Consider the following 21,619-nt stretch of genomic DNA (forward strand, 5'->3'; position numbering starts at 1 on the left):
GATGATGTGCCGCAGCAGTTTGCTTGCGGGAATGCAGCCATGTTCCAATACGCAGTCACATCATTCAAATCGATTAAAAAGATAATGACTATCAGCGAAAGAGATTTTCGTGCGGTGGATCTGAATCTGCTGGTGACCTTTTTGGTGCTGATGCGCGAGCGCAGCGTATCGCGCGCGGCGGAGCGGCTGTTCATTGGCCAGCCGGCGGTGAGCGGCGCGCTGGGGAGGCTGCGCGCCTTGTTCGACGATGAACTGCTGGTGCGCACAGCGGCAGGCATGGAGCCGACATCGCGTGCCTTGACGCTGGAGGCGGAGCTGCTGCCGGCGTTGCAGAACGTGCAGGCTGCGCTGTTCCAGCCAGAGCGTTTCGACGCCGCCAACGCCGAGCGCACATTCACCTTGGCCATGCCGGATTGGGTGGAGGTGTGGCTGATGCCGCGGGTGTTCGCCGAACTGCGCCGCCTAGCGCCGCGCATCCGCGTCGCGGTCAAGGCGACCGATCCCTTCCAAGGCGCGGCCATGCTGGAGAGGCACGAGATGGAGCTGGGCGTGGCGACGCTGCCGGAGCGGCCGGGCTGGATGCGCAGCATGCCGCTGGCCAGGATGGGCTTCAGCTGCATCTCGCACGAGGCGGGGCTGAAGCTGGCCGGCCCGCTCACCCTGCAGGATTACATCGCCCATCCCCATGTGCTGGTGACGTATCGCGGCGCTTTCCAGAGCGGCATAGACCGGTTGCTGGAGGAGCGTGGTTTACGGCGGCAGGTGCAGTACACCACACAGCAATTCAGCGCGCTGCCCAGCTTGCTGCGCGAGGTGGCGGCGCTGGCCAGCGTGCCTTCCGCCCTGGCCCGGCATTGGTCCTATTGCCAGAATCTGCGCGCCCATCCCTTGCCGCTGCCGTCGCCTGAAATCGAGCTATCGATGTTCTGGCATGCGGTCAAGGACAGGGATCCGGCGCTGGAGTGGCTGCGCGGCGTGGTGGAGAGCGCCGCGCATAGCGCGCCGGCTTAATGGTGATAGGGAGCCATGTGGCGAGGGTTGGCCGTTGGCCAACCCTCGCTACGATTGGGCATTTGCTTTAGCGCGTAGGGCGGATGCCCCGTCGGGGCGATCCGCCATAAGTTTCAGCATGGGCCGGACCGCCACAAGGCGGTTTTAGCCGCATGCCCCCACATGGCCGCAGGCGGTGCAGAATTCGCAGCCGTCCTTCTTGATCAGCGCGTGGTTGCCGCATTCCGGGCAGGGCTTGCCGGCCAGCGGTTTGAGCAGGGTAGGGGCTTCCAGGGCGAACAAGTCGCTTTGCTCCGGCGCCATCACGCCCATTTCCTCCACTGGCACGCCTTCCTCGGTCAGCACGCCCAGCATGGCGTAGCGGTGGATGATCAGCCGCGCCAAGTAGGCTACGGTGGACGGCCAGCTTTGCGACTTGTCCATGCCGGGGATGCGGGCGAAGAAGTCGCCTTGCGGCTCGGCGTAGTTTAAGAGTTTGCGCAGCTTCAGGCCTATCCAGGCCGGGTCGATGACGCGCATGTCGAGCGACAGCATCTTGCACAGGCCGTCCAGCTCGCGCGGGTAGGCGCCGGCCAGCCAGGCTGAGTACGGCCGGCGTTGGCCGTTGGGCAGCACCAGTTCCTTGACGAACAGCACGAAGTCGTCGCCGGTTTGCGGGTTCACCACGTCGACGGACCAGCTCATGGTGCCGTCGCTGCCGGACTTAGGCTCCTTGCGCGCGAACAGCGCGTCCATCACCGGGGTGGCTTCGCCTGCTTCCAGTTGCAATGCGCCCAGTTGTTCCACGCGGTGGCGCACCACCTGGCCCAGCGCGGCGGCGGCGGACGTGGCGTGGATGGTCTTGTCGCCCAGCGTGAAGCGGTAACGCTTATCGCCGTTGGCGCGCGACAGCGCGTCCAGCTTGGCGGCCAGCCAGGCGCGGTCGCGGCAGCGCATGTCCATGGACAGCGTCTTGGCGATGGCGGACAGGCCGCGTTGCTCGTCCGTGGCGTTGACCCAGCATTCAAACGGCTGGGCGCGGCCGTTTTCCATATGGCCCACCACCACGGCGAAGTCCCCGGCGTCGCCTTCCACCATGAAGGTCCAGGACGGGTTGCCTTCCTTCAGCTTGGGTCTGTTGGGCCACTTCAGGCTGGACAGGGCTGGCGTGGGCGCGGTATTCAGCGTGACGCGGCGGTCCGGGTCGCTGGCGGCGCCGGACAGGTCTTGCGGCGCGGCGGCGGCGCTGGGCGTCGGCTCCACGGACAAGACCGAGCCCAGCACATTGTTGGGACGGTAGGTGGTGATGCCCTTCAGGCCGTTGCGCCAGGCTTCCAGGTACAGGCTTTCGAAATCCGCGAACGGGTAATCGGCCGGCACGTTGACGGTCTTGGAGATGGCGGTGTCGACATAGGGCGCGACGGCGGCCACCATGCGCATATGGTCCAGCGCGCTCATTTCCAGCGCGGAGACGAAGTAATCCGGCAAGCGGGCGGTGTCGCCGCCCTGCATGCGCCACACGCGGTAGGCGTGGTCTTCCACCAGGTATTCTTGCTGGCTGTTGTCCGCCATCCGCTTCTTGCGGGTGTAGAACCAGGAGAACGGCGGCTCGATGCCGTTGGACGCGTTGTCGGCGAAGGCCAGCGAGATGGTGCCGGTAGGGGCGATGGACAACAGGTGGGAGTTGCGGATGCCGTGCTTGCGGATGCGCGCCTGGATCTTCTCCGGCAGGCGGCTGGCGCAGTGCGGCGCGGCCAGGTACTGATCGGCGTCGAACAGCGGGAAGGCGCCTTTTTCGACGGCCAGGTCCACCGACGCGTCATAGGCGGCGTCGCGCATGCTTTCGGCGATGCGGGCGGCGAAGCGGCGGCCTTCCTCGCTGTCGTAGCGTATCTTCAGCATGATCAGCGCGTCGCCCAGGCCGGTGAAGCCCAGGCCGACGCGGCGCTTGTTCTGCGCCTCGCGCGCCTGTTCCTGCAGCGGCCACACGGTCAGGTCCAGCACGTTGTCCAGCATGCGGATGGCCATGCGCACCACTTTTTCAAACGATTTGAAATCGAAGCTGGCCTTGTCGCCAAATGGCGCGCGCACGTGGCGGGTGAGGTTGATCGAGCCCAGGTCGCAGCAGCCGTAGTCCGGCAGCGGCTGCTCGCCGCACGGGTTGGTGGATTCGATGACCTCGCAATAGGACAGGTTGTTGTCCTGGTTGATGCGGGTCATGAACAGCACGCCCGGCTCGGCGTGGTCGTAAGTCGACGCCATGATCTGCTTCCACAGCTCGCGGGCGCGCACGGTGCGGTACACCCACAGGCCGTCCTCGCGCTGGAAGCTGTCCGGGAAGGCGCTGGAGTTGGGGGGCACTGCGTGGGTCAGCTGCCAGTCGCCGTCGGCTTCCACCGCGCGCATGAAGTCGTCGGACACGCCCACGGAGATATTGAAGTTGCGCAGGTCGCCCTGGTCCTTGGCGTGGATGAAGTCCTCCACGTCCGGGTGGCTGATGTCCAGCACGCCCATCTGCGCGCCGCGGCGCGCGCCGGCCGATTCCACCGTCTCGCAGCTGCGGTCGAACACGCGCATGTAGGAAACGGGGCCGGAAGCGCGGCTATTGGTGCCTTTGACATGCGCGCCCTTGGGGCGGATGCGCGAAAAGTTGTAGCCCACGCCGCCGCCGCGGCGCATGGTTTCCGCCGCTTGCAGCAGCGCTTGGTAGATGCCTACCTTGCCGTGTTCAGTTTCGGAAACGGAGTCGCCCACCGGCTGCACGAAGCAGTTGATCAGGGTGGCGGACAGTTCGGTGCCGGCGGCGGAATTGATGCGGCCGCCAGGGATGAAGCCATGATCCAGCGCCTCGAAAAACAGCGGCTCGAAGCGGGCCGGGTCGGTTTCCAGCGCCGCCAGCGCGCGGGCGACGCGGCGGCGCACTTCGCTGACGCTTTGTTCGCCGTTCTTGGCGTATTTTTCCAGCAATACCTCGCGCGAGATGTCCTGTTCCGCCATGGCGGCGATGTTTTCCTGCTGCATGGAACGCTCATCCTTCTGTATCGGTGATCAACGACGACGGCATGGTTGCGTGGCATGAGAAAACGGCGTAGCACACTATATGTTGTTACGCCGTCCGGGTTTGAAACGCAAGCTGTTGTGTCGGGTGCGGGCTGAGATTGTAGCGCAGCCAGCCTATTCCGGGCTCATTTCGCAGTGATCTTCACCGCCAGCTCCACCCCGTCGCGGTTGGCCGAAGTCTTCTGCGGCGCGGCCAGCGTGAGGCGATCGGCCAGTTCTGGCTGGCGTTTCAGCATCACCTTGCGGGCGTTGTCTCCACGCAACTGTGCCAGTTTGAGCAGGTCGGTCTGGCTGACTTTTTCGTCGGCCAGCATTTCGTCGCGCAACAGCGTGGCCAGCGCCTCGCCGGACGGGCCGCCCGGCTTCAACAGGTGGCCGATCAGCTTCAGCCGGCCTATCTTGCGCGCGTAGACGGTCTTGATCGCTGCCTGGGTCTGCTGGTCTTTCAAATCCAGCGCCGGCAGCGGCTCGTCGTTTTGCGGCGCATGGCCGGCGGCGGCCAGCACGGCCGCGTCTATGCGCGCGCGCGCCAGCTGCGCGCTGTCCGCGTCCGGCGCGTAGCCGCCGGAGATGGCGATCTGCATGCCGGGCCGTTTGGCCATCAGTTCCGCCACCTTGTCCAGCTTCTCGCGCTCGGGTGGGCTGACGTGGGCCTCGCCGGCGACGAAGCGGATGTCGTCGAAGCCTTCGCCGCCCAGCAGGGCGCTCAGCGCGCGGAAGGGCGCGGTGACCACCTTGGTGACGACGTTGACGATGGCCTTCCACACGATCTGGCCGTAGCTGAATTGCGGATCATCCAGGCTGCCGGCCACCGGCAGGTCCAGGTCGATGCGGCCGTTGCTGTCTTCCAGCAAGGCCACGGCCAGGCGCAACGGCAGGTGGGGGCCTTTGTCGCCCTTCAGCTCATCGCCCAGCTGGATGGAGTCGATCACGATGCGGTTTTCGCCCTTGAGCTGGCGCTTGTCCAGCAGGTAGCGCAGCTCCAGCGACAACCGTCCGTCCTTGACCTGCCAGCCGGCGAAGTTCATCGAGTACGGATTGAGGCTGTTCAACGCCAGATTATGGAAGTTGAGCGAGATGTCGGTGCTGTCGGTGGGCGACAGGGGCGCCAGCGCGCCGCGCACCTTGACCTCGCCGTACTGGTCCACCGCGCCGTCCAGCGTGATGCGGCCGCGGCTGCCGGCGTGAGTGGACAGGTTCTGAATGCTGCCGCGCAGGTGATGCATGCGGGTGGCGAAGTCCGGATTCATGCCGTGATCGGCGAACTCCACCGCGCCGTTGCGCACATGGATGCTGCGCACGTCCACCTGCGGCAAGGGCGAGGATTTGCCGGAGGCGGGCTTGCCGGACTGGGCGGAGAAAATGCGCTGCCAGTTCAGCCGGCGCTGCGGGTCCAGGATCAGCCGGGCGCGCGGCTGATCCAGCCGCACGTCGTTGATGCTCACCTTCAGCGGCATGCCCTGGGCCTGCAGCTGGCTCAGGCTCAGCGCGTGCCAGCCCAGCAGGGGCAGGGCTTCGCCCGGCTCTTGCAGCGCCATTTTGGCCAGTTTGAGCTGGCCGTCCAGCCGCCATTTGCCGGCGGAGGCCGCATCCAGCTTCAGGTCCGCGCTGGCCGCGCCGCCCGTGAGCTTCAGCGGCGTGCCGGACAAGGCGTACGGCGCCAACGGCGCCAGCGGCAGCGCGCGCAGCTGGATGTCGCCGCGCGCGGACGGCGCGGCGGGGTCGATGTCGAGCTTGGCGTTGAATCCGCCGCTGCCAGCGCGGGCGGAAAGCGCCAGCGCCAGTCCGGCGTCGCCGCTGGCTTGCAGGCGCGCGTCGATATTGTCCAGCCGATAGTCCAGGGGGTGGGGCAGGGCCAGATCGCGCCAATGCACGGCGCCGTCCCGCAACTGCATCGTAGGGTAGGACAGCCGCCAGCCGGGGCCGGACTCGCGCGCGGCGGCGGGCAGCTTGCGTTGCGCCAGCAGTTTTTGCAGCTGCAACTGGCCGTTGCGTTCGCGCTGCAGCGAGAGCTTCAGGCCGGAGGCGGAAATATCGCCGGGCTGGATGCGGCGTTGCCTCAGGTCTATCCGCGTGGGCGCCAGCTCCGCGCCGGCCAGGCTCAGCCAGGGCGCGCCGCCCCCGCTGGCCAGACTGAATCCGGCCAGTTTGAGTCCGGCGCCCTCCAGCCGCAGGCCGCGCTCCGGGTCTTGCGTCAGCTTGGCCTGCAGCAAGGGCAGCTGGGTTTCCAGCAGCAGCGGGCGCTGGAAGGTTTGATCGCGCCAAGCGGCGCGCCAGTCCTGAAAGCGCAGATTGTCTATCTTGACGATCCAGGGCGACGGTTTGCCGGCGGCGGGCGCGCCGGCTGGGGCGGGCGGCGTGGGCGGCAGGGCGCGCAGCCAGTTCAGCCGGCCTTGCGCGTCGCGGCCGGCGCTGAGGCGGCCGCCGTTCAGCTCTACGCTGGAGATGGTCAGCAAGGCGTGCGACAGGTCCAGCGCGCCGCCTTCTAGTTTCATTTCCGGCAACTCCAGCTCGGCGCCGTCCGGCCCCTTCAGCTTCAGCTGGCTCAGCCCGGCGCGCAGCGAGGAGATGGTCAGCTCCGGCTTTTTGCCGCTGAGGTCCAGTTGGTAGCGGGCGTCCGCGCTCAGCGCGCCTTGCGGCTTGTCCACGGCGAGGAAGGGTTTCACATAATCCCAGGCGGTGGCCAGCGGCAGGTTTTGCACATGGGCCTCGCCGCTGGACTGCAAGGGCTGCAGCTGCATGCTGCCGCGCCAGTCGAAGCGGCCGCCGCCTTCCAGCTCGGCGTGCAGCGCGTAGCGGCCATTTTCTGCCAGCGTGGACAGATTGCTCAGGCTCAGGTTGATCGGCATCAGCCGGAAATGCTCGGCTTGGCCCACTTCATGGTCGCTGAGGCGGATTTGGCCGTTGCGCAGATAGATGGCGTCTATCTTGAGCCGCGGTAGTTTTTCCGGCGTGGAGCCGGCGTCCAGGCGGGCCGGACCGGAAATGTCCGACGCGAACTTTTCCCAGTTCCAGCGGCCGGCGGCATCGCGCTCCAGCCACAGCTGCGGGCTGTCCAGCGAGAACTCGCTGGCCTGCCAGCGGCCAAACAACAGGGCATACAGATCCGCGTTCAGATACAGCCGCCGAGCCTGGAACAGCGGGCGGCCGTCGCCTTCGCGCAGCGCCACGCCGCTCAGCGTCAGCTCCATGCTCCAGGGCACGATGCTTGCCTTGTCTATGCTCAGCTGCCGACCATGCTTGCGCGCCCAGTCGACGGCGCCTTGTTGCAGCAGCTTGGGCGCGGCCAGGCCAAGAAAGGCCCAGAACGCCAGCAGCAAAGCGAGCGCGAGGGCCAGCCAGCGTAGCCAGCGGCGCGGTTTTCGAGGAGCGGGGGAGGGAGCGGCCGGTTCGGCCTGGGCGTGGGTATTCATATCGTTTAATTCTAATGCAGTTTCAGGCCGCCGTCCTGTTGCGTTGTTTGTCCTAATGTTGACCGGGTGTGACCATCGAAACCGCATCGACCGTTGCCTGGCGGCGCGAGAGCTGGCTAGGATGGAATGGTGTTCAAAATCTTGAACGCCGAATGAATCCAATCTTGATCACGAAAGGACGAAAATTTTGCAGCATCGCCACCGGCCGCGCCGGTCATTCACCATATTTTCAACGGCGGCCAGCTTGCCGCTGCTGGCGGACCGCTGCCTGTTCCTGCTCCAGGCCAGTCGGCGCAACACGCTGGCCAACCCCGCCCGGCTGCTAGGCAGCTCCGGCGCCCACACGTAACAGAGGCTTTATGGACAGTGCCCATACCATCAATCAATGGCTAGACCAGAACCATATCACCGAGGTGGAGTGTCTGATCCCGGACATGACCGGCCTCGCCCGCGGCAAGATCGTGCCGCGCCACAAGTATAACCCCGCCGAAGGCCTGCGCCTGCCGGAGGCCGTGCTGTCCATGACAGTGACCGGCGACTATCCGGAGCGCGACTTCACCTCGGTGGCGGACCCGGACATGAAGCTGATCCCGGACGCCAGCACCCTGCGGCCGGTGCCGTGGAACAAGGAGCCGACGGCGCAGATCATCCATGATTGCTACAGCTTTGACGGCCAGGCGGTGGACCTGGCGCCGCGCAATGTGCTCAAGCGCATCTTGAAACTGTACGAGGAAAAAGGCTGGAAAGCCGTGATCGCGCCAGAGATGGAGTTCTACCTGGTGGAAATCCAGCCGGACGAGGACTTGCCGCTGCGGCCGCCAGTGGGCCGCACCCGCCGCACCGAAGCCGGCATGCAGAGCTTTTCCATCGACGCGGTCAACGAATACGACGACATCTTCGACGTGATGTACGACTGGTGCGAGGCCCAAGGCCTGGCGCTGGACACGCTGATCCATGAAATGGGCACGGCGCAGATGGAGATCAACCTGGACCACGGCGACCCGCTGCAGCTGGCCGACCAGGTTTTCCTGTTCAAGCGCACGGTGCGCGAGGTGGCCATCCGCAACAATATGTACGCCACCTTCATGGCCAAGCCCATGCAGGGGCAGCCCGGCAGCGCCATGCACATGCACCAGAGCGTGGTGGACATCGCCAGCGGGAGCAACATCTTCAGCCAGGACAATGGCGAACCGTCGCCGGCCTTCCTGCATTTCATCGGCGGCCTGCAAAAGTACCTGCCGGCAGCCATGCCCTTCTTCGCGCCGTACGTGAACTCCTACCGCCGGCTCAGCCGCTACACCTCGGCGCCCATCAACCTGAGCTGGGGCTACGACAACCGCACCTGCGGCCTGCGCGTGCCGCACTCCGGGCCGGAAGCGCGGCGGGTGGAAAACCGCCTGGCCGGCGTGGACGTCAATCCCTATCTGGCGATGGCCGCCAGCCTGGCCTGCGGCTATCTGGGCATGCGCGAGCAGCTGGAGCCGTCTGAGCCGCTGACCGGCAGCGCCTACGAACAGCCGCACCAGCTGCCGCGCCACCTGGACGACGCCATCGACATGCTGCTGCGTTGCCAGCCGCTGGCGGAGCTGTTCGGCGAGCACTTCGTCGAGACTTACGCGGCGATCAAGGAGGCGGAGTACCGAGAGTACTTCGACGTGATCAGCCCCTGGGAGCGGCGCTTCCTGCTATTGCACGTCTAGCCGTACCGACCTGGCGCCCACGCCTTCCCGCCCTGTGGGTTGGAGGGCGTTTTTGTGCTAGACGTTGGAATGGGGGCGGGAGGTGCAAGCGCGTGGCACCTCCGCGGTTCGTGCCATTGGCAAGCACTTGTTCTGCCGCGCGGGGGACGCTTGCCATGAAATAGAATGAAGCGGCGAATCCTGTCCACATCTCCATGCTCGGCGCGCAAACGGTAGTGTTTTACCCAGTATGGACATGAATCTGTTCCTGCAAACACAGCTTTCCAGCAGCCTCTGGTGAGTGGCGTGTTTCGTTTAGTTTAGGTCTCTGCAAGAAGCAAGACGATTGGTGTCGTGATGATTTTAATGAGAAATCTTGACGGCATATTTTTTGCAAACCAAAATATGGGAGTTTTCACCCGTCATGTCGGGTGGCTAATTATAAGTTAGCTACTAGGAGGATATTGCATTGGTACTCACGAAAAGCAAAATTGACAAGGCGGGGGATGCGCTTGCGAAGGACAGCTTTCACGATGTGGAGGACATGATCGACCTCGAGGAGGCCTTCGATGAGTATAGAAAATCACATTTGGAACCGCTTTCAGAGACCACTCTGGAACTTCAAGCCTGGCTCAATGAATACGGACACGACTATTACATTGCGCAGCGCCTAAAGCGCAAACCTCAAATAGTCCGTAAGCTTAACCGCCTCAGCGTACGCCTTACTCAGCTCCAAGATATTGGAGGTTGCAGAATAATTGTAGAAAAGAACGAACTTGTGGACCAACTTGTTCAGTTCTTAAAAGATAAAATTTCAAAAACCGTTGACTTGAAACTTAAAAGAGTAACGGATTATAGAGAGAAAGGCCGCGATATAACAGGGTATCGTTCTGTCCATTTTCTTCTTGAACGCAACGACAGAAAGCTAGAGTTGCAAATTCGCAGTCGGATTCAGCATTATTGGGCTGAGAGTATTGAACGCACATCCGTCATCTATGGGCATCATCTTAAAGAAGGAGAGGGTGATTCAATCGTAATTTCGTACTTTCAAAAACTATCTGATGCTTTCTTTGAGATTGAATCGGGTAGAACACCATCAGCTCGTTTAAGACTCGAAATTGACGTAGCAAAGAAGGATGCGGAAAGAATAATTCGAAATGTAGATTCATCTAATGCAATAGATAGCCATGTTAATGATGATATCATCCTTACTCTATCGGAGAAAGAAAGACGAAGTGCCAGTCCAATAAATAATTGGATTATTGTATTTGACTGGAATACTGGACAGTTTGTGAGTTGGGACATTGTTGGCAAGACACCAGATGAAGCAATCGAAGCATATGTCCGCTATGAGAACCAATTTCCTGTTGAAAGAAATTTTGAGGTTGTACTCATCGGTTCTTCGCGCGTTGCAACAGTTAGGCGAACTCACAGCCACTACTTCGGTATCGAAGACTACGACAAGATATTAGAAAGCCTAGATGAATCAATTCAGGGCTTTGAAAAAATTGGCGCAATAGACGTTTCTGGTCGCCAAATTCTGCTCAAACTCTATACCAAACACTTTTGGGGGCAAAAGACAGTAGCTCAAGATACATTGCGAAATCACTTTTGCAAAGACGTTAAAAATCTTGATGCAGCTTTGGATAAATTGGTTCAACAGGGACTTGTTCTCCGAGAGTCTGCTGCTGGCCCTGTATCCCTCAACATCAAAGCTCGCCCTGAGATTGACAAGCTGGTCTCTTGAACTTGCTGCATAACAATACATTCAAGCTAATTCAGAGCCGTAGGTTGGGATAGGCTTGCGAAGCCCAACGTTTACCGCGAAGGGTGAAATCATATTTCATGGCTCTATTCTTTAGGTAAACGTTGGGCTTCATTTTATTCAGCCCTACAGTCCCATTCCTGCGGATGCCTAGCCGAGCAAGAATGCTTGCTGATGCTGGTCGAGCGCAAAGTGATGCTGCATACCGGCGATGTAGTCATTGAGAAAACGCGCTCTCTGGATGAACAGCTTCGTCCCATATGAGCGCGCAGCAACCTATCCATAACAATGCGGATTGGCCTGCTTCACGCCGGCTGCTGCTGCGTCGCGCAGTGGATGCCGCCGCCGCCGGCCGCTATCGCGTCTATGTTCAGCTGCACGATCTCGCGGTTTGGGAATTGCTCGCGCAGGATGTCGCGGCAGTTGGCGTCGGCGTCGGCGTCGCCGAATTGCGGCGCGATCACCGCGCCGTTGCAGACGTAGAAATTGACGTAGCCGGCGGCGAATTCCCGGTTCTCGAACGCGGGGCGGATCTTGTCCGGTCCGCGCAGGGTGATGACCTGCAGCCGGCGTCCCTTGGCGTCGCTGGCCTGGCGCAGGATTTGCAGATGCTTTTGCGTCACGGCGTAGTCGAAGGATGAGGTATCGCTGTCCAAGCCGGCGATCACCACGCCGGGGCGGACGAAGCGCGCGTAGAAGTCCGTGTGGCCGTCGGTGATGTCGCGGCCGGCGATGCCGGGCAGCCAGATCACCTTGTCCACGCCCAGCAGACGTTTCAATTCGGCCTCGCAGGCCGCCTTGCTGACGCCGGGGTTGCGGTTGCGGTTCAGCACGCAGCTTTCCGTGATGATGGCGGTGCCGTCGCCATCCACTTCCAGGCCGCCGCCTTCCAAGGTGAGCGAGCTGGCCAGCCGCTTGACGCCGGCTTGGCCGCAGACCGCCGCCGCCACCTTGGCGTCCTTCGCATGGGATTGCTTGCCGCCCCAGCCGTTGAAGTTGAAGCCGGCGCCGGCCCATTGGCCTTGCGCGTCGCGCACGAACACCGGCCCGGTGTCGCGTATCCACAAGTCGTCTAGCGGCTGGGCGATCAATTGCACGCTGTCGCCGCATAGGCGGCGCGCCAGTTCCAGGTTTTCTTGCGGCGCCAGCATGCGCACCGGCTCGAACTGGGAGATGGCGCGGGCGATGCCGGCCAGATGGCTGCGGGCCGGCCCCAGCAACTTGTCGCCCCAGATTTCCGCGCGCGGGCCGAAAGCCATCCAGGTGGCGGCGTGCGGCTCGGCTTCGTCCGGCATGCGCCAGCCGGAGGTCTGCAGCCGGTCTTTCGGCGCGGCGGCGTTTTGGGCTTCAGCCTGGCTGGAGCCGCCGGCCAGGCAGCCGCCCAGCAGGGCGCTGCCGGACAGCAGGGTGGCGTTTCGCAGGAAATGGCGTCGGTTCATCATCGGCTCCTCATGCTTGCTTGGTTTAGGCATAGTCGGCGGCATTGTGCGGTGTGGCCGCTGTTTTGAAAATTGATAATAATTGGCTCAATTAATCAACTTTCATCATGGTTAGACATGCGCATTCCTTCCCTGAAACTATTGCTGGGCTTTGAGGCCGCCGCCCGCCACGGCAATTTCTCCCGCGCGGCGGACGAGCTGTGCCTGTCGCAATCGGCTATCAGCCATCAGGTGCAGCAGTTGGAGCAGCAATTGGGCCAGCCGCTGTTCCGCCGCGTGGGCCGCGGAGTGGAGCTGACGGTGGCGGGCGAGGTGCTGCAGCAGAGCGTGCGGCGGGCGCTGGACAATTTACAGGGCGGGCTGGGGCGCATCGCCGGCTATATGGACCCGGGGCTGGTGGTGCTGGTGTGTCCGGCCGCGTTGGCCCAGGGCTGGCTGCAGCCTAGGTTGGCCGAGCTGAGGCGCGCATTGCCGCAGCTGAGCCTGCTGCTGTCCACCGACGAGAGCGCGCGTTTTGTCGATGAAATAGACGTGGACATCGTGATCGCGGACCGGCCCTTGCAGCAGCCGGATGTGATGGAGCGGCGTTGGCTGCGCGACGGTTGGCTGATGGCCGCCGCGCCGGATTTGGCGCATCGGCTGGCCGCGCTGCCGCTGGAGCGGCAGCCGAGCGAGGCGGGACTGTTGTGTCTGGAGGATGGCTTTACCGATCCGCGCGCCGGCGAACTGTTCCGCGCGCATCTGGCCGGTTTTCGCCGCGTGGGCATGTATGACGATGCCAGGCTGTTGTTGGACGCCGCGCTGCGCGGCGAAGGCCTGGCCTGCCTGCCCAAGCTGCTGGCGGCGGAGGCCTTGTCCGATGGCCGCCTGCAGGCGGTGGCGGGTTATCCGGCCGTGGACGGCGCGCAGTATTGGCTGGCGCGCATCCAGGGCCAGCCGCGCGCCGCCATTGTCGCTGAGGTATACGCCTGGCTGGCGCGGCAGGCGGAAGAGGCCTGAGCCGGCTCAGGCGCTCAGCAGCGCCGCCAGCGCGGCCGCGCCGTCGCGGTGATGCAAGGGATCGTAATAGCTGAAATTGAGCCGCAGCGCGTTGGGGCCGGGCGCGTCGTCGCGGAAGAATAGCCCGGCCGGCGCATAGTGCATCCCCATCTGCATGGCCTGCGGCAGACGGCTGCGGCAGTCGACGCCGTCCGGCAATTCCAGCCACAGGAAATAGCCGCCTTGCGGCAGGATTTGGCGGGCGGCGGGCAGATGGGCGGCCAGCTGTTGGCTCATGGCCAGCCAGTTGGCCTGGAGGCGGCCGCGCAGCAGGCTCAGCATATCCTCGTGCTGGCCGCCGGCCAGCAGGCGGGCCAGGGCCAGCTGGCTGGGCAGGGGGGTGGACAGCGAGCTGTAAAGCTTGAGGCCGACGATGCTGTCGCGGTAGCGGCCGGCGGCGATCCAGCCCACGCGGTAGCCCGGCGCCAGCGATTTGCTGAACGAGGCGCAGTACAGCACGCTGCCGCTGCGGTCATAGGCCTTCAGCGGCAGGGGCGCGCTTTCGCCGAAGTACAGCTCGCGGTAGGTGTCGTCCTCGATGATGGGGATGCGGTGGTGCTCGGCCAGTTGCAGCAGCGCCTGCTTGTCGGTCTCGCTGAGGCAGAGGCCGGTGCCGTGCTGGAAATTGGCCATGGCCAGGATGGCGGCCGGCCGGTGCTGGACGATGAGCCGCTCCAGCCGCTCCAGGTCCAGCGGCTGGCCGGGCGGCGTAGCCAGGGTATGGACGGCAATGCCTAGCTGGTCCAATTGGTCGAACAGGGCGGGGAAGGCCGGCGTCAGCGCCAGCATGGCGGCGTTGCCGGCCAGCTTGGCCACGGCGCGTATCGCCAGGTTCAGCGCCTCCATCGCGCCGCAGGTGATTACCAGTTCCTCGCCGTCCAGCTCCACGCCCTGGGCCAGATAGCGCAAGGCCAGTTCGCGGCGCAGGCCTTCGTAGCCGATGCTGGAGTTGCCGGCCAGCGCGTAGCGGTAGTCGCGCAAGGCACGGGTGAGGGCGCGGTTCAGCGGCGTGGTGTTGATCAGCGCCGGATTGATGTAGGGGCAGCCCCAGGGCATGGCCAGGGCGGCCGTCAGGTGCTCGATGCGGATGGCGGCGCCGTCTGCGGCCGGCGGCAAGGCGGGCAGGGCGGCGGCGCGCGCCAGCACGCGGAAACCTGAGCGCGGCAGGGACTCGATCAGCCCCAGCCGCTCCAGCTCGGCATAGGCGCGCTGGGCGGTGGTGATGCTGATCTTGTGGTCCTGGCATACCTTGCGCAGCGAAGGCATGCGGTCGCCGGCGCGCAGCTGGCCCTGTTCGATGGCGTGGCGGAAGCGTTGGCTGAGTTGGCCGGTTTTGTTCATGCGCGGTCCTTGCCGGCTCATTCGCCGATGAAGCTGGATTTTTCGCGGACGATGGCGTCGTCGGATAGGGAGCGTACCACGAAGCGTATCGGATGCGCGCCGCGCGGGGCGTGTTCGGGCGCGGCCAGCACGCGCACCGGCACGGTTTCCGTCTGCGCCGGGCGCACCGTCACCACCTGGCCGGCGTGTTCCAGCCGGATGCCGGGCAGGCCCTCCACCGCCAAAGCGTAGCGCTGCGGCTGCTCCGTGGTGTTGATCAGCCGGAGGTTGTAGCGGTTTTGCAGCAGGCCGTCCTCGCCTTGCTCCACCAGGCTGGCGCGGTCGCGCAATACATCCACCTTGAATGGTTTTTTCAAGGCCATGCCGGTGGCCGACAAGGCGACGATGCCGGCCAGCAGACAGGAATACACCGCCACGCGCGGCCGGTGCAGCGAGCGCGCGGCTGCCGGCTTGCCCTGCAGCGCGTGGGCGCTGGTATAGCGGATCAGCCCGCGCGGCGACTGCAGCTTGTCCATCACCTGGTCGCAGGCGTCTATGCAGGCGGCGCAGCCTATGCATTCGTATTGCAGGCCGGCGCGGATGTCGATGCCAGTGGGACAGACTTGCACGCAGATGCCGCAGTCCACGCAGCCCTTGGCCGGATTCGCGCTCTTGGCCTGGGCCTTGCCGCGCGGCTCGCCGCGTTTTTCGTCATAGGAAATGATCAGGGTGTGATCGTCGAACATCGCGCCCTGGAAGCGCGCGTAAGGGCACATGTGCAGGCAGACTTTTTCGCGCAGCGCGCCAGCCAGCAGCCAGGTGAAGCCGGCGTAGAACAACGTCCAGAACGCGTCCCAAGGTCCCATGTTAAGCACTGCCAATTCGCGCATGGGGGTGAAGTAGCCGACAAAGGTCAGGCCGGTCCACAAGGAGAACGCGCCCATCAGCAGCTGGGCGGCGCCTTTTTTGGCCAGCTTGTCCACGCTCCACGGCGCGGCGTCCAGCTTGCGGCGCGCCAGGTGATCACCCTGGGTCAGCCGCTCTATCCAGATCATGATCTGGGTGTACACAGTTTGCGGACAGCTGTAGCCGCACCATAGGCGGCCGGCCAGCGCGGTCCACAGGAACAGGCCCAGCGCCGACACCACCAGCAGCGCCGCCAGATAGATGAAATCCTGCGGCCACAGGCTGAGGCCGAAGATCAGGAAGTGATGTTCGGCCAGATTGAAATGCACGGCCTGGCGGCCATTCCATTGCAGCCAGGGCAGGCCAAGGAAGACCAGCTGCGTCAACAGCACCATGCCGACGCGCGCGTTGTTGAAGCGGCCGCGGGTCAGGCGCGGGTGAATCTTGATCGGAACGGGCGGGATGAGGGACTTGGACATGGCTGCCACCAGGCTAGGAAGAATGGCCATGTTGTACTGCTGGGGATCAGTACAAACAATGAACAGAATCCATCGGGAAAATGTATACAGATGCCGGCTGTCTGGGCGGCCGCCGCGTTATATGTGGTTTGCGCTCTTGCCTAGAGGCGCCAAGCAGGCGATGCTTTTGGCATTTCATGGTTTGGACTGTATATGGAAAACTATCTGACGCATGGCGGCTTGATTGCCGCGGTGTCCTTGTATGCGATAGGCGCGGCCACTCCCGGGCCAAGCAACCTAGCCATCATGGACGCGGCGATGTGCCATGGACGGCTGCGCGCGCTGGCGATGGCGGCGGGCGTGGCGCTGGGTTCGCAATGTTGGGGCTGGCTGGCCGCCTGCGGGCTGGCTGGCGTGATGCGGGAGGCGTTGTGGCTGATGACGGCGATGAAGCTGGCTGGTGGGTTCTATCTGCTCTATCTGGCACTATCGTCCGCCAGGCAGGCGGCTGCCATCGAGTGGGCGCCTGCCGCCGCGGTGCCGCCCGCTCAGGATGGCATCTGGCGTTGGCTGGCGCAAGGCGCCGCCATGCACATCGCCAATCCCAAGGCCATTTTGGTGTGGCTGTCCATTGTCACGCTGGCATTGCCTAAGGATGGCGGCGCGCAGCAGGCTTTTCATGTGGTCTGGGCCTGCGGCGCGGTGGCGGTGCTGGTGTTCTGCGGCTATGCGCTGGTGTTTTCCACCGAGGCCGCGCGCCAAGGCTATCTCAAGCTGCGCCGCCCTTTCCAAGCCATGCTGGCGGCGGCGTTTGGCTGGGCCGGGGTCCGGATGCTGATGACTTCGTCGCAGTCGACGTAATCATACGGCCTGCGCAAGGCAGGCCGGGAGTAAGGGCTTAGCGGGTCAGCTGCGGGAACAGCCGGTACAGGCCGTCCACGATGATTTCCACCGATACCGCGGCCAGCAGCATGCCCATCACGCGGTTGACGATATTGATGCCGGTCTGGCCCAGCAGGCGGGTCAACGGCGTGGCCAGGGTCAGCGCGCCGTAGCAGGTCAGCGCCACCAGGAGGCTGCTGACCAAGAGATAGACCACTTGCACCCAGGAAGCGGCGGTGGTGGCGTAGATGATGACGGTGGAGATGGTGCCGGGGCCGGTCATCAGCGGGATGGCCATCGGCACCACGGCGATATTGGTCTTGTGGCCGGCTTCCTCGCGCTCCTGCTTGGTGGTTTTGGTGGGGCCGGGCTTGGCGTTCATCAGCGCGATGGCGATCAGCATCAGCAAGATGCCGCCGCCCACCTGGAACGAGCCTATGCTGATGCCGAGAAAGCGCAGCAGCGTCTGGCCGACGACGGCGAACAAACACATCACCACGGCTACCGCGATGGCGGTGGTCTTGGCGACTTTCTGCCTTTCTTCCTGGCTGGCGTTGGGCGTCAGGCTGATGAAGATGGGGATGGCGCCTAGCGGATTCACCAGAACCAGCAGGGCGACAAAGATTTTTGCGATTTCGATTTCCATGGTCGGGCTATGCTAGCGTGTCTTGACGGAGTTGGCGTTCACGGCCGGGACATGAAGCTGCGCGCATGCGCCGCGGTCCGCGCGCAGGCTTTCAGCATAGTCCGGCGGCGGGGGCGTCGCTCAGTCCTCGCGGTAGCGCAGGATGCGTCCCGAGTTGGCCATCACCAGCACGGTGCCGACATTATGCAGCAGAGCCGCGCTCAGCGCGCCGGCCGGCCCCAGCCAGCCCGCGGCGGCCAGCGCGGTCAGTCCGGCGGACCAGCCCAGGCCGAACAGCACATTGGCTTGGAGGATGGCGCGGCAGCGCCGGCTCAGGCGGATCGCGGTGGCCAGCCGCAGCAGGTTGTTGCCGGTCAACACCACGTCGGCTGCCGCCACGGCGACGTCGGCGCCGCGCGCGCCCAGGGCCACGCCCACCGCGCCGGCCTTCAGCGCCAGCGTGTCGTTGATGCCGTCGCCCACCACCAAGGGGCGGCGGCCGGCGGCGATTTCTGCCCGCACGCGGGCCAGTTTGTCCTCGGGCAGCGCCTGCGCCTCGGCCTGGTCCATGCCCAGTTGCCGCGCCAGGGGCAGGGCGGCGTCGGCGCGGTCGCCGCTGAGCAGCAACTGATGCTCCAGGCCCAGCGCGCGCAATTGGCCCAGGGCTTGGGCCGCCTCCGGCCGCGGGCTATCCGCCAGGTGGAACCAGGCCAGCAAGCGGCCGTCCCGCGCCAGTCCGGCCAGGCTGCCGGCGGCCTGCGGCGGCTCCGCCGGGCAGCCGCGGCGGCTCAGCCATTCCGGCCGACCCAGCACCAGCTGTCCCCAGGCGCTGTCGGCTTGCAGGCCCATGCCCGGCGTCTCGCGGATGCCGCTTAGCGGCAGCGGCGGAGCGTCGCCGCCCAGCGCGGCCAGCGCGCGGCTGACCGGGTGGCTGCTGGCGGCGGCCAAACTGGCGGCCAGCCGTTCCGGCGCCGGCTCGCCGGCATCCGCCGCGATGTCCGTCCGCTGCACGGCCAGCCGGCCATCGGTCAGCGTGCCGGTCTTGTCTATCACCAGGGTGTCGACGTCGGCCAGCTCTTCCAGAAACGCCGGGCCGCGGATCAGGATGCCGTGGCGCGCCGCCGCCGCCACGCCGGCCACCGCCGTAGACGGCGCGGCGATCACCAGCGCGCAGGGGCAGGCGGCCACCAGCGCGGCCAACGCGGCCTGACTGCCGCCGCCGGCGAACCAGGCGATCGCCGCCACGGCCAGCGCCACCGTCAGATAGGCCGAGGCGTGGCGTTCGATGAAGCGGGTGATGGCCGGTTTGGACGATTCGGCCGCCTGCATCAGCGCGATGACCCGTCCCAGCGCCGACTGGGAGCCGACGCGGCTGACCTCGATGCGCAGCGCGCCGTCCAGGCTGAGCGCGCCGGCGTAGACCAGGCTGCCGGGCGCGACGTCCTGCGGCAAGGCCTCGCCGGTGACGGGGGAGGCGTCCAGGCTGGCATGGCCTTCCAGCACCAGGCCGTCGGCCGGGATGCGGTCGCCGGCGCGGATGTCCAGCCGGTCGCCCGGCGCCAGGCTGTCGTTGTCCGCGTCTTCGACGACGCCGTCCGGCAGCAGGCGGCGGCAGCGGCCCCGGCCCAGTTCCGCCAGCGCGCGTATCGCCTCGCGCGAGCCCAGCAGGCTGCGTTCTTCCAATACATGGCCCAGTTCCATCAGAATGGGCAGCAGGGCGGCGCTGGCGAGGTCGCCGGCCGCCCAGGCGCCGACGATGGCCAGGGCCACCAGCAGGTCGGCCAGGCCGTGCAGATCGGGCTGGCGCAGGCCATGCCAGGCGGCGCGCAGCGTGGGCGCGGCCAGCAGCAGGGAGGCCGCGCCGGCCAACAAGCGGGCCAGCGCGTCGCCATTGGCGACGAACAAATGCCAGCAGCCGGCCAGCAGCAGCAGGCCGCCGGCCAGCATGGTCAGCAGCAGGCGGCGGCCAGTCCGGCGCTGCTCGGCCGCGTCCAGCAAGGGGGAGGCGTGATGGGCGCAGCCGCTCATGGCTTCTCCCCGGGCAGGATGAGCCGGCCGCTGCCGGCCGGGTCCACCGTGGTGACCTTGCCGGCCTTTGCCAGCACGGCCTGCATACGCTCCAGGTAGAGCTGGCGCAGCCGTTCCGCGCCCGCCGGCGCGCGCATGCCGGGAGCCAGCGCGGCGATTTCGCTGGTTTCGGCGCGGGCGAGCGACAGCCGCTCGCCGGCCTGGGCGCGGGCATTGGCCAACTGGCTGTCAACGGCCGCGCGGGCTTGCTGTTTCCCCAGCGCGGCGGCGGTGCTGGCCTGGGCCAGCTGGCGCTGCACGGTCTGGTCGGCGGTGAGCACGTCGTCGAAGGCGGCTTGCGCGGACCGCGGCAGCGCGGACTGCAAGTCTATGCGCGCCACCTGCAGGCCCAAGCCGGCGCCGCGGCTTTGCAGGGCATCCAGCGCCTGGTTGCTGGCCTGGGCCAGTTCGGCGCGCAGCCGTTCACGCTCTGCCGCGTTGGCGGAGGATAGCCTGGCCTCGCGCGTGGCCAGGATGGATTCCAGGCCGCGTCCGGCGCACAGCTTCAGGGCGCTGGCGGCGACCACCCGGTCCAGCAGCGGCAACGCCTGCCCGCCCTGCAGGACGTAGGCGGACGGATCGACGATGCGGTAATAGACGGTGGCGCTGAGCTGGACCACGGCCAGGTCGCCGGTCAGCAGATAGCCGGAGCCGGCCAGGCGGTCGCCCATCTGGGCCAGCGGCATGTCCTCGTCGTCCAGTTGGGCGGCGTCGCCGTCGCGCGCGAGCAGGGCGACCCGGCGCTGCAGCACCGTTTCCGGCGAGGGCAGCATCGTCACTTCCTCCAGCGGGCTGGGCCAGGCCAGCAGCAGTCCGGCATGCCGCACGCGGTCTATGGCGCCGAAGCGCCAAACCACGGCCTGGCTGTCGGCCGGGATGGAGCGGACGTGGGCCAGCAGCCAGGCCAGGCCGCTCAAGGCGGCCGCGGCCATCAGCAGGAGGTAGGCCAGGCGCAGCGATTGGGCCAGCGGCGCGTCGGCGGGGGAGGGTTTCATCGTTTGCCCGCCTTGGCCGGCTTGGCCTCCAGTCCTGGAGGGCCTTCCACCAAGGCGCGGAAGGGCGCGGCGTCGGTGCGCAGGATCAGCCGGGTATTGGCGTTGACGATGTGGTCCAGGGTGTCCAGCGAGCGCAGCGTGCGATAGAGGGCAGGGTCGCTCTGATAGGCCGCGCCGTAGACGCGGGCGGCCTCCGCTTGCGCCTGGGCCTCGATGCGCGCGGCCTCCACGCTGGCGTTAGCGCGCAGCACGCGCGCGTCGCGCGCGGCGTCGGCGCGGATGGCCGCGGCCTGTTCGTTGCCGGCCGCGGTGCGTTCGGCGGCCAAGGTGTCGCGCTCGGCGCGCATGCGCGCCACGGTGGCGTCCAGCGTGACGGCCGGCAGGGTCAGCCGCTCCAGGCCCACATCGACCACGCGCACGCCGTAGCTGTCCAGCAGTTGCTGGGACAATTGGCGCCGCAGCTGTTGTTCGAACTGGGCCAGGCGCAGTTGCGAGGGGTCGGTATTGACCAGGCTGCCCAGCGCGAAGCCGCTGCTGCTGGTTTCCAGGGCGGAGCCGACGAAGGTGCGTATCTGCCGCGCCGCTTCGTCCGGCTGGTTGCGCGCCGCGCGCAGAAAGCGGGCGATGTGCGCGGGGTCGGCCGGCACCTGCCAGGCGACATAGGCCTGCATGATTACGCGCAGGCCGTCGCGGGTGCCCACGTCCTGCAGGCCGCTGGAGGTGGCGCGCAGCCGCAGGTCCACCGGCACCGCGCTCTCGAAGGGCTGGGGCAGGCGCCAGGCCAGGCCGGGCCGCAGCAGAACGCGCGCGGGATCGCCGAAGCGGGTGATCACCACCGCCTCGCCGGAGCGCACCTGCAGCATGCAGCAGGACAGCAGGGCGAGGATCAGGGCCAGGGCGCCGGCCAGGCGCGGCCAACGGCGCGGCGGCCGGGCGTCGCGCGCTTCATGATGTTCGTGGGCGTGAGGTGTCAAGACGCTCT

At 65.7% G+C, this 21,619-nt stretch carries 15 protein-coding genes; 6 read left to right on the top strand and 9 right to left on the bottom strand.

The window, feature by feature from the left end:
• Positions 1–114: 114 nt before the first annotated feature.
• Positions 115–1,011 (top strand): LysR family transcriptional regulator, encoded by an 897-nt coding sequence (locus tag FYK34_RS02485; RefSeq protein ID WP_196782588.1) that lies wholly within the window; start codon positions 115–117, stop codon positions 1,009–1,011.
• A gap of 144 nt (positions 1,012–1,155) precedes the next feature.
• On the opposite strand, the gene FYK34_RS02490 is transcribed toward FYK34_RS02485, so the two are convergent.
• Positions 1,156–4,011, bottom strand: coding sequence for an adenosylcobalamin-dependent ribonucleoside-diphosphate reductase (locus FYK34_RS02490; RefSeq protein WP_149294904.1), 2,856 nt, complete (start codon positions 4,009–4,011; stop codon positions 1,156–1,158).
• Between the two features lie 164 nt (positions 4,012–4,175).
• Complete coding sequence (locus FYK34_RS02495) at positions 4,176–7,463, bottom strand: DUF748 domain-containing protein (protein WP_149294905.1); 3,288 nt, start codon at positions 7,461–7,463, stop codon at positions 4,176–4,178.
• A 187-nt stretch (positions 7,464–7,650) separates the two neighbouring features.
• Between FYK34_RS02495 and FYK34_RS20385 the strand changes: the two genes are divergently transcribed.
• The 3 genes from FYK34_RS20385 to FYK34_RS02505 all read left to right on the top strand — a co-directional run bounded on the left by FYK34_RS20385 (position 7,651) and on the right by FYK34_RS02505 (position 10,889).
• Positions 7,651–7,812, top strand: a complete 162-nt coding sequence (locus FYK34_RS20385) for a hypothetical protein (protein ID WP_168209623.1) — start codon at positions 7,651–7,653, stop codon at positions 7,810–7,812.
• Between the two features lie 10 nt (positions 7,813–7,822).
• Positions 7,823–9,163 (top strand): glutamine synthetase family protein, encoded by a 1,341-nt coding sequence (locus FYK34_RS02500; RefSeq protein ID WP_149294906.1) that lies wholly within the window; start codon positions 7,823–7,825, stop codon positions 9,161–9,163.
• A 448-nt stretch (positions 9,164–9,611) separates the two neighbouring features.
• On the top strand, positions 9,612–10,889 hold the full coding sequence (locus FYK34_RS02505) for a RelA/SpoT domain-containing protein (protein ID WP_196782590.1): 1,278 nt from the start codon (positions 9,612–9,614) through the stop codon (positions 10,887–10,889).
• A gap of 323 nt (positions 10,890–11,212) precedes the next feature.
• On the opposite strand, the gene FYK34_RS02515 is transcribed toward FYK34_RS02505, so the two are convergent.
• Positions 11,213–12,346: an agmatine deiminase family protein gene (locus FYK34_RS02515; RefSeq protein WP_231137354.1), complete on the bottom strand. Its 1,134-nt coding sequence runs from the start codon at positions 12,344–12,346 to the stop codon at positions 11,213–11,215.
• Positions 12,347–12,463: 117 nt separating this feature from the next.
• On the opposite strand from FYK34_RS02515, the gene FYK34_RS02520 reads away from it, so the two are divergent.
• The gene (locus FYK34_RS02520) at positions 12,464–13,345 is read left to right on the top strand and encodes a LysR family transcriptional regulator (protein WP_149294908.1); all 882 of its coding nucleotides are present in this window, start codon (positions 12,464–12,466) and stop codon (positions 13,343–13,345) included.
• A gap of 6 nt (positions 13,346–13,351) precedes the next feature.
• Here FYK34_RS02520 and FYK34_RS02525 read toward each other — a convergent pair whose 3' ends face one another.
• Together FYK34_RS02525 and ccoG are read right to left on the bottom strand one after the other, a co-directional pair.
• Positions 13,352–14,725, bottom strand: a complete 1,374-nt coding sequence (locus FYK34_RS02525; protein WP_149294909.1) for an aminotransferase-like domain-containing protein — start codon at positions 14,723–14,725, stop codon at positions 13,352–13,354.
• A gap of 17 nt (positions 14,726–14,742) precedes the next feature.
• Positions 14,743–16,089 carry a cytochrome c oxidase accessory protein CcoG gene (ccoG, locus tag FYK34_RS02530; RefSeq protein WP_149294910.1) on the bottom strand — a complete coding sequence of 449 codons (1,347 nt, stop codon included), beginning with the start codon at positions 16,087–16,089 and terminating at the stop codon, positions 14,743–14,745.
• A gap of 192 nt (positions 16,090–16,281) precedes the next feature.
• Here ccoG and FYK34_RS02535 point away from each other — a divergent pair, with 192 nt between their 5' ends.
• Positions 16,282–16,929 carry a LysE family translocator gene (locus FYK34_RS02535; protein WP_149294911.1) on the top strand — a complete coding sequence of 216 codons (648 nt, stop codon included), beginning with the start codon at positions 16,282–16,284 and terminating at the stop codon, positions 16,927–16,929.
• Positions 16,930–16,966: 37 nt separating this feature from the next.
• Here FYK34_RS02535 and FYK34_RS02540 read toward each other — a convergent pair whose 3' ends face one another.
• From FYK34_RS02540 to FYK34_RS02555, 4 genes are all read right to left on the bottom strand, one after another.
• On the bottom strand, positions 16,967–17,596 hold the full coding sequence (locus tag FYK34_RS02540; protein WP_149294912.1) for a MarC family protein: 630 nt from the start codon (positions 17,594–17,596) through the stop codon (positions 16,967–16,969).
• A 120-nt stretch (positions 17,597–17,716) separates the two neighbouring features.
• A complete protein-coding gene (locus FYK34_RS02545; protein WP_149294913.1) occupies positions 17,717–19,603 on the bottom strand; it encodes a heavy metal translocating P-type ATPase in 1,887 nt (628 codons plus the stop codon).
• Complete coding sequence (locus tag FYK34_RS02550; protein ID WP_149294914.1) at positions 19,600–20,637, bottom strand: SPFH domain-containing protein; 1,038 nt, start codon at positions 20,635–20,637, stop codon at positions 19,600–19,602. Before FYK34_RS02550 ends, FYK34_RS02545 begins: the two co-directional genes overlap by 4 nt.
• Positions 20,634–21,611, bottom strand: a complete 978-nt coding sequence (locus FYK34_RS02555; protein WP_196782592.1) for an SPFH domain-containing protein — start codon at positions 21,609–21,611, stop codon at positions 20,634–20,636. Before FYK34_RS02555 ends, FYK34_RS02550 begins: the two co-directional genes overlap by 4 nt.
• Positions 21,612–21,619 lie beyond the last annotated feature (8 nt).

It is taken from the genome of Chromobacterium paludis (genome assembly GCF_008275125.1).
Taxonomy (GTDB): Bacteria; Pseudomonadota; Gammaproteobacteria; order Burkholderiales; family Chromobacteriaceae; genus Chromobacterium; species Chromobacterium paludis.

Coding starts and splice junctions, on each gene's coding strand:
- FYK34_RS02495 (WP_149294905.1), bottom strand. CDS start 7,463: ATGAATACCCACGCCCAGGCCGAACCGGCCGCTCCCTCCCCCGCTCCT.
- FYK34_RS02550 (WP_149294914.1), bottom strand. CDS start 20,637: ATGAAACCCTCCCCCGCCGACGCGCCGCTGGCCCAATCGCTGCGCCTG.
- FYK34_RS02520 (WP_149294908.1), top strand. CDS start 12,464: ATGCGCATTCCTTCCCTGAAACTATTGCTGGGCTTTGAGGCCGCCGCC.
- FYK34_RS02525 (WP_149294909.1), bottom strand. CDS start 14,725: ATGAACAAAACCGGCCAACTCAGCCAACGCTTCCGCCACGCCATCGAA.
- FYK34_RS02535 (WP_149294911.1), top strand. CDS start 16,282: ATGGAAAACTATCTGACGCATGGCGGCTTGATTGCCGCGGTGTCCTTG.
- FYK34_RS02490 (WP_149294904.1), bottom strand. CDS start 4,011: ATGCAGCAGGAAAACATCGCCGCCATGGCGGAACAGGACATCTCGCGC.
- ccoG (WP_149294910.1), bottom strand. CDS start 16,089: ATGTCCAAGTCCCTCATCCCGCCCGTTCCGATCAAGATTCACCCGCGC.
- FYK34_RS02545 (WP_149294913.1), bottom strand. CDS start 19,603: ATGAGCGGCTGCGCCCATCACGCCTCCCCCTTGCTGGACGCGGCCGAG.
- FYK34_RS02515 (WP_231137354.1), bottom strand. CDS start 12,346: ATGAACCGACGCCATTTCCTGCGAAACGCCACCCTGCTGTCCGGCAGC.
- FYK34_RS02540 (WP_149294912.1), bottom strand. CDS start 17,596: ATGGAAATCGAAATCGCAAAAATCTTTGTCGCCCTGCTGGTTCTGGTG.
- FYK34_RS02500 (WP_149294906.1), top strand. CDS start 7,823: ATGGACAGTGCCCATACCATCAATCAATGGCTAGACCAGAACCATATC.